General features: G+C 48.0%; 12 protein-coding genes. 10 read left to right on the forward strand and 2 right to left on the reverse strand.

What is annotated here, in order from left to right:
- Window positions 1-70: 70 nt before the first annotated feature.
- Both nrdA and ubiG read right to left on the reverse strand, forming a co-directional pair.
- Window positions 71-2,353, reverse strand: a complete 2,283-nt coding sequence (nrdA, locus tag E6C74_RS10480) for a class 1a ribonucleoside-diphosphate reductase subunit alpha (RefSeq protein ID WP_136484835.1) — start codon at window positions 2,351-2,353, stop codon at window positions 71-73.
- A gap of 582 nt (window positions 2,354-2,935) precedes the next feature.
- A complete protein-coding gene (gene ubiG / locus E6C74_RS10485; RefSeq protein ID WP_136484837.1) occupies window positions 2,936-3,643 on the reverse strand; it encodes a bifunctional 2-polyprenyl-6-hydroxyphenol methylase/3-demethylubiquinol 3-O-methyltransferase UbiG in 708 nt (235 codons plus the stop codon).
- A 350-nt stretch (window positions 3,644-3,993) separates the two neighbouring features.
- Here ubiG and gyrA point away from each other — a divergent pair, with 350 nt between their 5' ends.
- The 10 genes from gyrA (at window position 3,994) to E6C74_RS10535 (ending at window position 16,634) form a co-directional block, all read left to right on the forward strand.
- Complete coding sequence (gene gyrA, locus E6C74_RS10490) at window positions 3,994-6,708, forward strand: DNA topoisomerase (ATP-hydrolyzing) subunit A (protein ID WP_136484839.1); 2,715 nt, start codon at window positions 3,994-3,996, stop codon at window positions 6,706-6,708.
- 678 nt (window positions 6,709-7,386) lie between these two features.
- Window positions 7,387-7,566 carry a hypothetical protein gene (locus tag E6C74_RS10495; protein WP_136484842.1) on the forward strand — a complete coding sequence of 60 codons (180 nt, stop codon included), beginning with the start codon at window positions 7,387-7,389 and terminating at the stop codon, window positions 7,564-7,566.
- A gap of 171 nt (window positions 7,567-7,737) precedes the next feature.
- On the forward strand, window positions 7,738-8,385 hold the full coding sequence (gene ribA, locus E6C74_RS10500) for a GTP cyclohydrolase II (RefSeq protein WP_136484844.1): 648 nt from the start codon (window positions 7,738-7,740) through the stop codon (window positions 8,383-8,385).
- 173 nt (window positions 8,386-8,558) lie between these two features.
- A complete protein-coding gene (locus E6C74_RS10505; protein WP_136484847.1) occupies window positions 8,559-9,818 on the forward strand; it encodes an imelysin family protein in 1,260 nt (419 codons plus the stop codon).
- A 117-nt stretch (window positions 9,819-9,935) separates the two neighbouring features.
- On the forward strand, window positions 9,936-11,318 hold the full coding sequence (locus E6C74_RS10510; protein ID WP_136484849.1) for a di-heme oxidoredictase family protein: 1,383 nt from the start codon (window positions 9,936-9,938) through the stop codon (window positions 11,316-11,318).
- Window positions 11,319-11,326: 8 nt separating this feature from the next.
- Window positions 11,327-12,352: an imelysin family protein gene (locus E6C74_RS10515; protein ID WP_136484851.1), complete on the forward strand. Its 1,026-nt coding sequence runs from the start codon at window positions 11,327-11,329 to the stop codon at window positions 12,350-12,352.
- Entirely contained in the window at window positions 12,342-13,418 is a 1,077-nt protein-coding gene (locus E6C74_RS10520) for a DUF1513 domain-containing protein (RefSeq protein ID WP_136485000.1), read from the forward strand. The genes E6C74_RS10515 and E6C74_RS10520 overlap by 11 nt, the downstream gene beginning before the upstream one ends.
- A gap of 174 nt (window positions 13,419-13,592) precedes the next feature.
- The gene (locus E6C74_RS10525; RefSeq protein WP_136484853.1) at window positions 13,593-15,146 is read left to right on the forward strand and encodes a L,D-transpeptidase family protein; all 1,554 of its coding nucleotides are present in this window, start codon (window positions 13,593-13,595) and stop codon (window positions 15,144-15,146) included.
- Window positions 15,147-15,324: 178 nt separating this feature from the next.
- On the forward strand, window positions 15,325-15,873 hold the full coding sequence (locus E6C74_RS10530; protein WP_136484856.1) for a YcbK family protein: 549 nt from the start codon (window positions 15,325-15,327) through the stop codon (window positions 15,871-15,873).
- Between the two features lie 104 nt (window positions 15,874-15,977).
- Window positions 15,978-16,634 (forward strand): MBL fold metallo-hydrolase, encoded by a 657-nt coding sequence (locus tag E6C74_RS10535; RefSeq protein ID WP_136484858.1) that lies wholly within the window; start codon window positions 15,978-15,980, stop codon window positions 16,632-16,634.
- Window positions 16,635-16,653: the final 19 nt, after the last annotated feature.

Below are 16,653 nucleotides of genomic sequence, written 5' to 3' on the forward strand. Positions count from 1 at the left end.
GTGCCTTCATCCGTTTCGCCCCCTGCAGAGCAGAGGGCATTCAAGTCAATTAGTGTCAGTTCAAATCTGATTAGATCTTACAAGCACCGCTTGCGCAATCGTCGTCGGCTGGTTGAACCGCATCTTTCTGATCGTCTTTCGCACCATCACGAGTGTTATGGTAGTACAGTGTTTTCACACCAAATTTATACGCAGTCAGCAGGTCCTGAAGCAGTTTCTTCATTGGAACCTTGCCGCTTTCGTAACGACTTGGGTCATAGTTAGTATTGGCTGAAATTGCCTGGTCAACAAATTTCTGCATGATACCGACTAAGTGCAAATAACCATCATTTGAACCGATGTTCCACAGCAGTTCATAGTTGTCTTTCAGACGAGTGAACTCAGGAACAACCTGTTTCAGAATACCATCTTTAGACGCTTTGACGGAAACGTAACCACGTGGCGGCTCGATACCGTTGGTTGCGTTTGAAATCTGTGATGACGTTTCTGAAGGCATCAGAGCAGTCAGCGTTGAGTTACGCAGACCGTGCTCCATGATCTCGCTACGCAGTGCATCCCAGTCGTAATGCAGTGCTTCGTCACAGATCAGATTGATGTCGTTCTTATAGGTATCAATCGGCAGCAGACCTTTCGCGTAATTGGTCTCGTTAAATGCCGGACATGCACCTTGCTCTTTAGCCAGGTTCACCGACGCTTTCAACAGGTAGTACTGCATCGCTTCAAAGGTTCGGTGAGTCAGGGCATTCGCGCTGCCATCTGAGTATTTCACACCGTGTTTCGCCAGGTAGTATGCATAGTTGATCACGCCCACACCCAGAGTACGACGATTCATGGTTGACTTGTAAGCCGCTGGCAGAGGGTAGTCCTGATAATCCAGCAGTGCATCAAGCGCACGTACCACAAGCTCAGCCAGTTCTTCAAAATCATCCAGATTCTGGATTGCACCCAGGTTAAATGCAGACAGAGTACACAGCGCGATTTCGCCGCTGTCATCTTCAACGTTCACCAGAGGTTTGGTCGGCAGAGCAATTTCCAGACACAGGTTAGACTGACGTACCGGAGCAACGCTCGCATCAAACGGGCTGTGAGTATTACAGTGGTCGACGTTCTGAATGTAGATACGACCAGTTGATGCGCGCTCCTGCATCAGCAGGGAGAACAGCTCAACCGCTTTAACGCTACGCTGTTTGATCGAAGGATCGTTTTCGTATTTAACATACAGGCGTTCGAACTCGTCCTGGTCCTGGAAGAATGCATCGTACAGGCCCGGTACATCAGACGGTGAGAACAGAGTGATGTTGCCACCTTCCACCAGACGTTTGTACATCAGCTTATTCAGCTGCACACCGTAGTCCATATGACGTACACGGTTTTCTTCAACACCGCGGTTGTTTTTCAGTACCAGCAAAGATTCAACTTCACCGTGCCAGACAGGGTAGAAGACAGTCGCTGCGCCACCACGAACACCACCTTGAGAACAGCATTTCACCGCCGTTTGGAAGTATTTGTAGAACGGGATACAACCTGTGTGGAACGCTTCGCCACCACGGATCTCAGATCCCAAAGCACGAATACGACCCGCGTTAATACCGATACCGGCACGTTGGGAAACGTATCGTACGATCGAGCTCGCTGTTGCGTTGATTGAATCCAGGCTGTCACCACACTCGATCAGTACACATGAACTGAACTGACGGGTAGGCGTGCGCACGCCAGACATAATTGGTGTAGGCAATGAAATCTTGAACGTCGATGTCGCATCGTAAAAACGTTTTACGTAATCCAGACGCGTATCTTTCGGGTACTTAGCGAACAGGCATGCTGCTACCAGAATGTACAGGAACTGTGCACTCTCGTAGATCTGACCGGTTACGCGGTTTTGTACAAAGTACTTACCTTCCAGCTGTTTGACTGCAGCGTAAGAGAAATTCAAATCACGGCGATGGTCGATGAAGCCATTCATCAACTCGAATTCTTCGCGTGTATAGTCTTCCAGCAGGTGTTTGTCGTACTTACCTTTTTCCACCATCGCAGATACGTGATCCAGCAGCAGTGGCGGCTCATACTGGCCATACGCTTTCTTACGTAGGTGGAAAACCGCCAGGCGTGCAGCCAGGTATTGGTAATCCGGCGTCTCTTCTGAAATCAGATCCGCAGCGGATTTGATGATGGTTTCATGAATGTCAGAGGTGGTAATGCCATCGTAGAACTGGATATGAGCACGAAGTTCTACTTGTGATACAGAGACATTGTCCAGACCTTCAGCGGCCCATGCGATCACACGGTGGATCTTTTCTAGATCAATCTTTTCTTTGCGGCCATCACGCTTGGTGACAGTGAGTTGTTGGTTCATTCTACTTTATTTCCCTAACAAAACTGATAAAAGCCGTATTTTTGAGTAATTCTTGTAAAGTGAATCCCGGCTTTGTGATCAAGTTCGCCCTACATATAGAGTCCTAAACACTATATGTAGGGGTGCATCAGTATTCGGGTTACAAGATAGTGCTATTGAGGGGGTAATGCAAGTTGGAGATCTTGAACAGTTTGTGGATAACTTGCGAAATAAAAAAATTCAGTTAGTAGACACTCACCGATGACGAAAGGGCAGAATTACGTGTAAGAAATTGTGATTCTCAGATCGCTTTTTTCGTAACCAAGAGAGAAAAAAAATCTCTTGATCTTTAGGTAAAAACTCTATCGCCGTTTTCGTCAGATCAACGGCGAGGATCAATACAAAAATACGCTAAAACTTGACCATGTGGTGATAAACCAGACGGCGGGTTTTAGCGTACACTATATGTAATTAATGTAATTAAAGAGTCCGTTGCCAAAGCATACAAGTTAATACTGTCGTCGTTTACGTCTTACGCCAGCTCACTGAGGTCTGAAACCGACGTTACTTATGCTCGGGTCATCAGATTAACAGCTTGGGCCATCAGATTAACCTTGTGTGCACAATGTAATTGACATCCACATTGCGACCGAGGCGGTAGGTATCTGTCAATGGATTGTATTGCAGACCGGTAATCCCTTGCTCTTGCAGGGAAGTGGTGTCAATCATTTTCATCATTTCTGAGGGACGAATAAACTTCTCGTGATCGTGAGTGCCTTGCGGAACAATCTTGAGTAACTTCTCTGCGCCGACGATGGCGAACAGATAAGATTTAAAGTTACGGTTCAGGGTCGAGAAGAAGACATGACCGCCAGGTTTGACCAGCGCTGCACAAGACTGAATGACGGACAGCGGATCCGGGACATGTTCCAACATTTCCATACAGGTTACGACATCATAAGCCTGCGGGTTTTGCTCTGCGTGATCTTCAATAGTACTTTGGATGTAATCGAGTTTGGTTCCCGTTTCCAGGGCATGCAGTCGGGCTACTTCCAGCGGCTCTTTGCCCATATCCAGCCCGGTCACCTGAGCGCCTTCACGCGCCATGCTTTCTGCCAGGATGCCTCCGCCGCAACCGACATCGAGAACTTTTTTGCCAAACAAGCCGTTGACACGTTCTTGTACATAGTTGAGACGTAGTGGGTTGATCTGATGCAGTGGTTTAAACTCGCCTTCCAGATCCCACCAACGTGATGCCATTTCTTCGAACTTCTTGATTTCGTTCGGGTCGACGTTTTGAGGTTTACTCATACTTGTTATGCCTGTATTACGCGTCCATGGATGAGTCCGCATTATAGCGCTGATCGCTTGTTACACCAGTTGTTCTGCCTGAATAAAAAAAGAACGAACAAAAAATAATCTGTTTTCAGTTGGATATGGGAGTAGTGTGTAAATTCTCGGCAGTTGATTCACAACAAAGGTCACAACCTGATAAAAGGGGAGGGAAAGTGATGCCGAACCTTAGAAACTTGTGTTATATTTTTTCACCTTATAAGTATCAATAATATCCAGGTGTGTGGACGAAACCATTTATGTTGATTCCGGCATAGGGTTCGTTTTGTCTGGATATACCGATCAAACTATAGAGGGATAATGGCTCTATGAGCGATCTAGCTAAAGAGATCACGCCCGTAAACATTGAAGATGAGCTACGAGGTTCATACCTTGACTACGCGATGTCAGTTATCGTGGGTCGTGCTCTTCCTGATGTGCGTGATGGCCTAAAACCAGTTCACCGTCGCGTACTGTTCGCGATGAATGTGCTGGGTAACGACTGGAATAAACCATATAAAAAATCTGCCCGTGTGGTTGGTGATGTAATCGGTAAATATCACCCGCATGGCGACAGTGCTGTATACGATACCATCGTACGCATGGCGCAGCCTTTCTCGCTGCGTTACATGCTGGTCGATGGTCAGGGTAACTTTGGTTCTATCGACGGTGACTCCGCCGCGGCAATGCGTTACACCGAAGTACGCATGTCTAAAATTGCCCATGAGCTGCTGGCTGACCTGGACAAAGAAACGGTTGATTACGTACCGAACTATGACGGTACCGAACAGATCCCTGCGGTTCTTCCGACTAAAATTCCAAACCTGCTGGTGAACGGTGCTTCCGGTATCGCTGTAGGTATGGCGACCAACATTCCTCCGCATAACCTGACAGAAGTTGTTGACGGCTGTCTTGCTTATATCGACAACGAAGAGATCACTATCGATGAACTGATGGACTACATTCCAGGTCCTGATTTCCCGACAGCGGCTCTTATCAGTGGTCGTAAAGGCATTATCGATGCTTACAAAACGGGTCGCGGTAAGATTTACATGCGTTCCAAAGCGGATATCGAAACAGACAAAAATGGCCGTGAGACCATTATTGTCAGCGAGATCCCGTACCAGGTAAACAAAGCGCGTCTGATTGAAAAGATCGCTGAACTGGTGAAAGACAAGAAAGTTGAAGGTATTAGTGCACTGCGTGACGAGTCGGATAAAGACGGTATGCGCATTGTTATTGAGTGTAAGCGTGACGCTGTCGGCGAAGTTGTTCTGAACAACCTGTACACGAACACCCAACTGCAGACCACTTTCGGTATTAACATGGTCGCGCTGGACAATGGTCAGCCTAAACTGTTTAACCTGAAAGAGATGCTGAAGTGCTTCGTGGATCACCGCCGTGAAGTGGTGACGCGCCGTACTATTTTTGAGCTGCGTAAAGCACGCGAACGTGCCCATATCCTGGAGGGTTTGGCACTGGCTCTGGCGAACATCGATGACATCATTGATCTGATTCGTAAAGCGCCAACGCCGGCAGAAGCCAAAGCGGGTCTGATTGCCCGTGGTTGGGATCTGGGTAATGTTGCGGCTATGCTGGAACGCGCCGGTACTGATGCTGCTCGCCCTGAATGGCTGGAGCCTCAGTACGGTATTCGTGATGGTCAGTACTTCCTGACTGAACAACAGGCTCAAGCGATTCTTGACCTTCGTCTGCACAAGCTGACTGGTCTTGAGCACGAGAAGATCCTGGACGAATACAAACAGTTGCTGGAGCAAATTGCAGAACTGATGCACATCCTGGCGAGCACTGAGCGTCTGATGGAAGTGATTCGTGAAGAACTGGAAGCGATTCGTGACGGATTCGGTGATGCTCGCCGCACTGAAATCACGGCAGCCAGCCACGATATCGATCTGGAAGAGCTGATTGCCCGCGAAGATGTAGTTGTGACGCTGTCACATGAAGGTTACGTTAAGTACCAGTTACTGAGCGACTATGAGTCTCAGCGTCGTGGCGGTAAAGGTAAGAGTGCGACCCGCATGAAGGACGAAGATTACATCGAACGTCTGCTGGTGGCGAATACTCACGACAATATTCTGTGCTTCTCGACCCGTGGTAAGACCTATCGTCTGAAAGTGTACCAATTGCCGCTGGCAAGTCGTACTGCACGTGGTAAGCCTATCGTCAATCTGCTTCCTCTGGAAGAGAACGAACGTATCACTGCGATTCTGCCGGTAACCGAGTTTACGGAAGATAAGTTTATCTTCATGGCAACCGGTGACGGTACAGTTAAGAAGACTTCGCTTGATCAGTTCGCTAACGTACGTGCGAACGGTCTGATTGCCGTCAATCTGCGTGACGACGACTCGTTGATTGGTGTCGATATCACTGATGGCGAAAATGAAATCATGCTGTTCTCGAAATTCGGTAAAGTCGTTCGCTTTAAAGAAGCCGAAGAATCTGTGGTTGTGGATGAGAACGGAAATCCGGTTCTTGATGAGAATGGTCAGCCAGAGATTAAGTTCAAAGGTGTTCGTCCTATGGGGCGTACCGCTTCAGGTGTACGAGGTATGAAACTGGCAGAGGGCGATAAAGTGGTATCTTTGATCGTTCCTAAGACTGACGGTGACGTTCTGACGGTAACTGAAAACGGTTATGGTAAACGCACGGTGTTGGCGGAATATCCGACCAAAGGTCGTGGCACCCAGGGTGTGGTTTCTATCAAAGTTTCTGATCGTAACGGCGAAGTCGTAGGTGCGGTACAGGTCGACGAAGGTGATGAATTTATGATGATCACTAACGCCGGTACTCTGGTACGTACCCGTGTCGCTGAAGTGAGTCAGGTTGGTCGTAACACCCAAGGTGTGACACTGATTCGTACCGCTGAAGACGAGAAAGTCGTTGGCCTGCAGCGCATTGAAGAAATTGAAGATGCGGATTTACCGGAAGATATCGATGCTGAAGCGCAGTCGGTTTCATCGGATGAATCAGAGCAGCCAGAGAGCAACGCAACTGATTCAACAGATAGTGACTCTGACGAGTAATGACTGTCGTTGTTAAAAAGTACTGTCGTTGTTAAAAAGTACGATGCTTGAAAAACACTATAGTTGACAAAAAGCCGGGCCGTTGAGCCCGGCTTTTTTATAACGCCACTGACGGTTTATTATGAACAGATAGTCTGTTACGGCACTAATGGGTTATCACTAAATGGGATATCAGGAACGGATAGTCTATTAAGTCATAAATAGCTATATCAGCCGAGTCACTGCTCAATCAAATCACGACTGCGAAAAACACACGCCTTGCCAGACTCATTATTGTTAAACCATATTTTGGCGTATGGGAAGGTTTGGTATTTGGATTAGCTTTGAACCAAGGATCATTGGTTTTGATCCGGAGGCGGTGACGATCGCTAAATCTCAATTAGTGCACAAACAATCATCAGGATGGCTATAAAACCCGATTAAATACAGTGCGTTAAGTGAGTTTGAGTTTAATTGTGTATCTATTAATAATATAGATTTGATGGTTGTATTTATTGAATATATCTATTGGCATGATCATTAGTATTTATATTGCGATCATATTGATAAGCAGAATCTAAATAAAAATAACAACATATAAAATGTGACAATTATTCCAAAAATTAAATTTCAGTCACATTGATTTCGATAAAATGATATTATTTTGACATAGAGACAAATAATCAGCGGGAAAAGGCAGTGGACTATTCAGTGATTAAGCAATTAAAGCAGGACTTTTATGCACAGATTAGTGCATTGCAGTCTTATGCTCTGCCACAATCAAAACCTACTTTGTCTTTCCTGACGCCGGAAGAACTTAAAGAGCTGGAACAGCTTTGGGTTGAACTGGCGGTATGGAAAAAGACACAGAGCCATTAATTTACTGAATTATAAGTACTTTTCTCAAACCCAGCCCTTATCAAAAAGCGCTGGGTTTTTTATTGCAGTTTTTCTAAATTGTTATATTATAACATTTAGATGTTTTTGTGATCTTTTCGTTGAAAATTGGGGTATCAGTCCCCATAGTATGTTCACAGAGAGAGTTTTAGAATGCATACAATAACAAGCATGCATCCAGTAATGATTCAGGTGAGTGCAGATATGGCGGAAGTTAGAGCCAGAGTTGATTTTAAAGTAGGTGCGCAGAGCAATATTGATGCAGAAATCCTCTCTTTCAGAGGGTTGAAGACCGATAAAGAGCATGTCGCTGTTATTTTCAAATCAGCAGATAAAAATCAAGAAGTTCCTTTAGTGCGTATGCATTCAGAGTGTCTGACCGGCGATGTTTTTCATTCGTCGCGCTGTGATTGTGGCGAGCAGCTGGAGGAAACCATTAATAAGATGGGTGAGCATGGCGGGATTATTTTATACCTGCGCCAGGAAGGTCGCGGTATCGGTTTATATAACAAAATCGATGCGTACCGTCTGCAGAGTGAAGGTATGAACACTTATGAAGCTAATAACCATCTCGGTTTTGGGGATGATCTGCGTGATTTCAGTGAAGCTGCACAAATGCTGCAGGCTTTAAACGTAGAAAAGATCCGTCTGGTGACCAACAATCCGAAAAAGGTACGTGAACTGAAAGAGTACGGTATCGACATCGTGGAAGTGGTACATACTGCAGCCCACATTAAATCAGGTAATGAGAATTACCTCCGTGCCAAAGTGTCTCACGGCAAGCATCAGCTCAAGTGGTAGTTTTGTAAGCGCTGATAAGCCGACTTCACATTTCATTGATAAAAACCTCACTTCGGTGAGGTTTTTTTTGTTACCACTTGAAAAAGAATTGTAAATTTGTATTATCGCGGCTAAGAGTGAAAATGATAATAATTAGCACTACGTATTAATCAAAGCAAAACAAGGATGCTTTAATGAAAGTTAAGTCACTTTTAGTCCAATCTATTGCAGCCTCTTTGGCCCTCTCTTCTGCGGCCAGTTTCGCGGCTGTGAGTCAGGACCAGGTCGTTGAACATTACGCAGACGTTGCCCACGCCGTGTTCGCGGATGCTCTGGTTACTGCGAAAAAACTCAATCAGTCAATCGATGCTTTTCTGGCTCAACCGTCACAAGCTCAGCTACAACAAGTCAAACAAGCCTGGTTACAAGCGCGTGTACCATACCAACAATCTGAAGTTTTCCGTTTTGGTAACGCGGTTGTCGACGACTGGGAAGGCCAGCTGAATGCCTGGCCGCTGGATGAGGGGCTGATCGATTACGTAGCGGATGATTATCAGTATGAACTGGGTAACGCGGGCGCAAGCGCTAACATTATTGCCAATAGAAGTCTGACGATTGGCGCGACGACGATGGATGTGGCTGAAATTACCCCTGAGCTGATTGCCAGCCTGAATGAACTGGGTGGTTCAGAGGCGAATGTGGCATCAGGCTATCACGCGATTGAATTCCTGCTGTGGGGGCAAGATCTTCATGGCACGCAGCCAGGTGCGGGCGAACGTCCATATACGGATTATGTCCAGGGCAGCGAATGTACTCATGGCAACTGTGACCGTCGTGCGCAATACCTGAAAGCATCCGCTCAACTGCTGGTACAGGATCTGGAGTGGATGGAAAAGCAGTGGTCTGCGGATGAGAAAGGTAACTACCGTCAGGAGCTGCTTGCTGATTCTGCACAAAATGGCCTGCGTAAAATGTTGTTTGGTATGGGTTCGCTTTCACTGGGAGAGTTGGCTGGCGAGCGTATGAAGGTCGCTCTGGAAGCGAACTCTACAGAAGATGAGCATGACTGTTTCTCTGATAACACTCATAACTCTCACTTCTATAACGAGCAGGGTATTTACAACGTTTATACCGGTACTTACGCTCGCGTTGACGGTTCAACGTTAAAAGGTGCGTCAATCTTTGATCTTGTTGCCCAGAAAGACGACAAAGCCGCCAAAGAAATCATGCAGCAGTTTGACGCTGCACGCGATCAGGTTGGTGAGCTGGTGACGTCAGCAGAGAAAAACAATCAACACTTTGATCAACTGATTGCTGCCGATAATCCGCAAGGTAACGCTCTGGTTAATAAAGCCATTGCGTCTTTGGTTGCACAGACCGCATCTATTGAGCGAGCCGCGAACGTGATTGGTATTGATAACCTGAATCCGGACACCGCTGATCACGAGTTCTGAGCCAGTAGTTATAGTTATTGAACCTCTGAATTAACACGACCCAATCGCCCGGGAGTTCACGCCAGTGACTTTTCGGCCGGTTGGGTTTCTCGCTTTGAATAATAAGAGAATAACGGAATGAAATGGGTTTACTCTGCGCTCCTTGTGGGGATAATTTCAGCTCAGGTATGGGCCACTGATGTTGCATCAGGCGGGGCAACCAGTACCCGTAAAGATGGGCAGAATGCCTATTCGATGCCAGCCTCAAATCTCCCGTTATCGAAACGACTCGATTTCAGCGTAGGAAATAGCTTTTTTCGTAACCCCTGGGTGGCCGCGCCATCTTCTACTGAAGCTCGTGACGGTCTCGGACCTCTGTTTAATACCAACGGGTGTCAGAATTGCCACATTAAAGACGGGCGAGGGCATCCCCCTGAACAGGGTGATCAACAAGCGGTATCTATGCTGGTTCGTCTGAGCATTCCGGCGTTGACTGAACAGCAAAAATCGGTTTATCGTCAACAAGGCGTGGTACCCGAACCAACCTATGGTGCGCAACTGCAGGATTTTGCATTGCCTGGCCACAAGGCGGAAGGACAAATTCGTATTACCTATGATGAAGTCTCGATTCAGTTTGCTGACGGGACACCGGTGCTGCTGCGAAAACCGAATCTTGCCATCACCCACCTTGCTTACGGTCCGATGCATCCGGACACTCAGTTTTCCGCCAGAATTGCACCGCCTATGATTGGTCTGGGGTTGCTGGAGAGTATTCCTGACAGTACGTTATTGAGTTGGCAGGATGTTAACGACCATGATAACGATGGCATATCCGGACGGGCGAACAAGGTCTGGGATATCGAGCAGGATAAAACCGTCATCGGTCGTTTTGGCTGGAAAGCCGGACAACCTTCACTGATGCAGCAAAATGCCTCAGCATTTAACGGTGATTTAGGCCTGACCAGCCGCCTGTTTCCTACTGAGAACTGTTCGCCACATCAAGCATTGTGTGCCAGTCTGCCGAATGGCGGTGAACCTGAAGTGAGCGACAATATATTGAATTTTGTCGAGTTTTATTCACGACATCTGGCGGTGCCGGTACGACGTAACGTCGACGACCCTGACGTCTTAGCCGGAGAACAACTGTTTCAAAGTGCAGGCTGCGCAGGTTGTCATAAAACAGAGGTTAAGACGGATAAGCGTCCTGAATTGCCTGCACTATCTGAACAAATCATTCATCCGTATACCGATTTGTTGTTGCATGATATGGGAGAAGGCCTGAGTGATGGCCGGCCGGAGGCACAAGCCCGTGCCAGCGAGTGGCGCACACCGCCGCTGTGGGGGATTGGTTACACTCAGGAAGTGAACGGTCATACCTATTATCTGCACGACGGACGCGCACGTAATTTAATGGAAGCCGTACTATGGCATGGTGGTGAAGCCCTCACTGCACGTGACCAGGTACTGCAGTTTGATCACAAGCAGCGCGCCGCGCTGATCGCATTTTTGAACTCTTTATAGGTGTGAGAATGACATTCAAATCTATAACACCGTTTGCTTTGACACTCCTTGTCTCTGCTTGTCAGAGCACTGGCTTTGGGCAGGGACAACCGCAGCAGACCCATCATATCAGCCAGCCGGTTTACCTGGCCGAGTATCAGGCAGCTTATCGTTTTAAACACCAAGCTGAACAGCTTCAGTCCGCTTTTACTGATTTTTGTGACAATTCTAATCTGTCCGGTGACGCATTAAAGCAGCAGTGGCATAGCACTATGCTGGCCTGGATGGCACTGCAAGGCCAGGAACGTGGCCCGGTAGCAGCACTGGAGCAGAGCTGGAATGTTCAGTTCTGGCCGGATAAAAAGAACACCACAGGCCGTAAGATGCAGAGACTGCTGAAGCAGGACCAGAGCTGGAGCAGCGCCGATATTGCCCGGCAAAGTGTGACTGTGCAGGGGTTGGGTGCGTTGGAATGGGCACTGTATGACAGTCAGTCACCATTGATGTCAGCGCCTGAAAAGGCGTGCCCGGCTGTCACAGCGATCAGTGCAAACCTGGCGACCAAAGCCGCTATCATTGAACAGGCCTGGCAACAAAACCCATGGACGAAAATGGATGAGCCGACCTGGCTGTCGGCGTATATTGCTCTGCTCTCAAATCAGCTTGAGTACAGCATGTCGAAAATGAGCCGTCCGCTGGCCAATATCGGTCAGCCACGTCCGTATTTCTCTGAGTCCTGGCGTTCAAAAACCTCGATGCTCAATCTGAAGGCGAACATTGAAGCGATGCAGACGCTGTATCTGAGCAGCCTGGATGGTGAACTGCGAGCACGCCAACTCAATGCTCTGGCGGATCGGGTCAAAACCCAGTATGCCAACCTGGTCTCGACCTGGCCACAAGATCCGAGTCTATTTGACATGCTGCAAAGCAAAGAGGGCTATCGTGATGTTTTGTCGCAATATAACAAGCTAGAACAATTAAAATATCTGCTGCATGACGAAGTCGCCGTTGAACTGGGCGTTGTAATAGGATTTAACTCAAGTGATGGTGACTGATCAGAATCGTCGTTCGCTGTTAAAAGCGGCATTATTCGGCGCGTGTGCTCCGGTAATGCCACTTGGCTGTGCGAGCCAGCCTGCATCGAAGCCTGCCTTGATTGGCTGCGCAATCAAAGGACGAGATAAGTTCAGTGCTGTGATTGCCGACCGGAATGGGCAAGCGATCAAGCAACTGCCTCTGCCGGGGCGCGGGCATGGCGTCGCCGTACATCCTAAACTCACCCAGGCCACTGCGTTCGCGCGTCGCCCGGGGACATTTCTGATGGTGTTTGATTATCAGAGCGGTGAAATGATTCAGCTGCGTCCGGCAGATGATCAGCGTCACTACTATGGTCACGGGGTGTATTCCAATGGCGGTGAGTGGTTATATGTCACTGAGGGAGAGCGCGGAACCAGTCGCGGCATTATTGGTGTGTACGATGTTGCCCACCAGTACCAGAAAGTTGCCGAGTTTTCCGGTTTCGGAATTGGTCCGCATGAAGTGATTGTGATGCCGGATGATCGTCTGGTGATTGGCGTCGGCGGTGTGCATACCAACGGCCGTGAGCCCCTCAATCTGGACAGCATGCAGCCAAGCCTGACTTACCTGACTCCGAACGGGACGATCCTTGAACAGGTGGCGTTGCCTGACCATCATCTCAGTATTCGCCACCTCGCGCACGATGGCAGTGACACAGTACTGTGCGGCCAGCAATATCGCGGCAAACCAGAGGATTACCCGTCACTGCTGGCAATGCATACCCAGGGAGGGGCGTTAAAACCGTTGCTGGCAGAACCTGAACAGTGGGCTCGTTTTAACCATTACATTGCCAGTATAGCGGCTAACGAACAATGGATTCTGGCGACATCGCCACGCGGAAGCTGTTACGGCATCTGGTCCAAACAAACCGGTGAGCTGGTTGAGCTGGCTGCGTTACCTGATGCATCCGGCGTGGTGGCTTATGGTGATGAATTCCAGGTGAGTTCCGGCTCGGCTTTAGTGATTAACCATCGTTATCCTGAGCGCGCGGTTCAGCATGTCTCAAATGTGCAGTGGGATAATCACTGGTCGCCAATAGCGTAAACCGCAGCACAAGGCAGAAAAAATTCCCAGTGCAGGAATCGTGTGTCAAGGCTGTAACAGGGTAAATGCCCTGGACGTAATGAAAACGACGCAGTTTTAACACACGTCAGAGTTATCATATGCCCATATCTTTTGCCATACTGAAGTATTGGCGGGCGACATGGGCATAATATCATGCAACGTTTAGGCATCCTTTTCTTGTTACTGATTTGTATCAGCACTCCGCTGTCTGCTTCTCCCTATTTCAATAAACTGGGCTGGCTTGAAGAGCCTTCTTCGGTCGAACCACTGTTACAGTTCCCCGCGCAATTAGAACGTATTTACCATGAGAATAATGATCAATTGATCTGGGGGGATATGCGGGATACTCAACATTTTGAACGCCAGCTTGATTTGGTGCGTCTTGCCAATATCAGCCCGTTGTTTGAACGTCAGTTACAAGCCCTCATTCATTATCGCAACCAGGGTAACTGGTTTGAATATGAGCTGCTGGCGACCGATACGCTGATGCTTTACTTAAGTTATGCCGAACAGGCACCACAGCAGGGGGTTAGCTGGTTTTTTGAACAGAAAAAACTGTTGAGTCTGCCTCAGCCAAGCGAGCAGGCATTGCTGGATCTGCATATTGCCATCGGTACGCAAAACATCAGTAGGCTGATTGATCAATACACGCCGTCCGATCCCGCTTATCGACAGCTACTCAGTGCCTACCGTTACCTGAATCAGCAAACGCCATTGATTATGCCGGTCTATGTTCAGGCCGGACTTAAGAAGCCCGGTGATAGTCTCGAGGACCGTAACACGTTGATCACGCGGTTGGCTTTGGTGAATATTGATGTGAGCGAGGTAAGTGACGCTGTCACGTGGTATGACAATACTCTGGTCGAGCCGGTCAAACAGTTTCAGCGTATGCATGGACTGAAAGTGGATGGTTTCATCGGGAGCAACACTCTGAAATGGCTGAATCTCAAGCTGGAGGATCGTTTGGCTTTGCTGGCTATCAATGCGGAGCGGATGCGATTATGGCCAACTGATACTGACACCAGTATTGTGGTCAATGTCCCCGGTTTCGAACTTAAATACTGGCACTCGGGTAAAGAGGTGTTTCAGTCCAAAGTGGTGGTAGGTAAGGTCAGCCGGCCGACCCCCGTGATGAATACCCGGCTTGACTCTCTGATTCTCAATCCGACCTGGAATGTGCCTTATAAAATTATGGTCGAGGATATTTTGCCGCTGGCTAAACGTGACCACACCTATCTCAGCCGGCATCATATTGATATTATTGAGAGCTGGAACTCCAGTCAGAAAATGGACCCGACTCAGATTGACTGGACTAGCGTCAAACCTAAAGCCTTTCCGTATCGTTTACGTCAGCAGTCAGGCAATCAGAACGCGCTGGGTTTGTATAAATTTAATACGCCGAACAAGCGCGCCATTTACTTGCATGATACACCGAGCAAACACCTGTTTAATAATCCGTCCCGCGCGTTCAGCTCCGGTTGTATCAGGGTTGAGCATGCCGATCGTCTGGCTGTGACTTTACTGGAGATGCAGGGAATCAATGATAAAGATTTGATGCAGGAGCAACGGGGAAGTAATCATTCGATCCCGCTTAAAAAACGCATACCTGTGCATATTATCTACCAAACAGTGTGGTACGAGGCCGGAAGCATCCACTATCGGGACGATATTTACCGCTTTGACCGCCTGAAAAATGACAGGGGATGATCCAAATCTAAATTTGCGAAAAAATGACACAGGGAAAATCCCTTTATTGGTCAAATAGTAAACTTATCTTATGACGTTCTGTGACCAAACTAGCACAAATTATGCATTTGATCTTGTCTGAGGAGTCCGGTAGTTTGCCGGATTATTAAGATCGAATTCCGTAGTTAAAGGTGTTGTTTTGAGTCTGTCACGTCGCGATTTTTTAAAGTTCGCCGGTTCTGGTTTGGTGCTTGCAACCTGTGCTCCGGGCATAGCCCATGCTTCTTATCCCCATAAACCTCGTGTGTTGGCTCTGAATAACCTGCATACCGGTGAATCATTAGAATCTTGTTATTTTAATGGTCAGCGCTATGTGCGTTCTGAGTTACAACGCCTGAATCACATTTGCCGTGATTTCCGCCAGGACGAAACCCATCCGATGGATAAAAATCTGTTCGACCAGATTTCTCGTATTCAGCAATTACTGGGGGTAGAAAGCGAAGTTCAGATTATTTCTGGTTATCGTTCGCCGGTAACTAATGCCATGTTGCGCAATCGCTCTTCCGGTGTGGCGAAAAAAAGCTTCCATATGCTGGGACAGGCAATCGATTTTCGCCTTGATGGTGTGTCACTGAAACAAGTGCATGATGCAGCGTTAAGTCTCAACGCGGGCGGTGTCGGGTACTATCCCAAGAGCCAGTTTGTCCACATAGATACTGGCCCGGTGCGTCGCTGGCAAGGCTCGTAAACGAGGCTCGGAAATTATCCACAATCCGGGGCGCAACTTGTCAAAATGAGGCGGTAATGTCATAGTTCGGGCAACTTATTTTATTGTTTCGAACAAGGTTGCCCATGTCTTTAAAATACCAGATCGTTCCTGTGACGCCTTTTGCGCAAAACTGCTCCATTGTATGGTGTGATGAAACCATGCAGGGGATTGTTGTCGATCCGGGGGGGGATGTTCAGCAACTCAAAGCGTTGATTGATGAACTTGGTGTCAAGGTCGAGCAACTGGTGTTGACTCATGGCCACCTAGATCATGTTGGCGGTACTGAACCACTGGCTGACATGCTGGGTGGGGTGGCCATTGTTGGTCCGCATCAGGACGATGATTTCTGGCTGCAAGGGCTGGAAGGTCAGAGCAAGATGTTTGGTTTTCCTCTGACCAAAGCGTTTACGCCGTCTCAGTGGCTGCAGGAAGGGGATACCATCACCTTCGGTAAGCAGGTTCTTGATGTCGTTCATACCCCGGGCCATACCCCGGGCCATGTTGTCTTGTTCAGCAATGAAGCTCGTCTGGCTTTCGTTGGTGATGTACTGTTTAACGGCAGTATCGGACGTACAGACTTTCCGCAAGGTGACTTCAATACCCTGATCAATTCCATCAAAACTAAATTGTGGCCGATGGGTAATGATGTGACTTTTGTCCCCGGTCATGGCCCGATTTCCACCTTTGGTCACGAGCGCGCCAGCAACCCATTTGTTGCGGATGAAATGCCGTTGTACTGATCACATTGAACGGACAGCT

The organism is Vibrio sp. H11 (assembly GCF_004804295.1).
GTDB classification, from domain to species: domain Bacteria; phylum Pseudomonadota; class Gammaproteobacteria; order Enterobacterales; family Vibrionaceae; genus Vibrio; species Vibrio ostreae.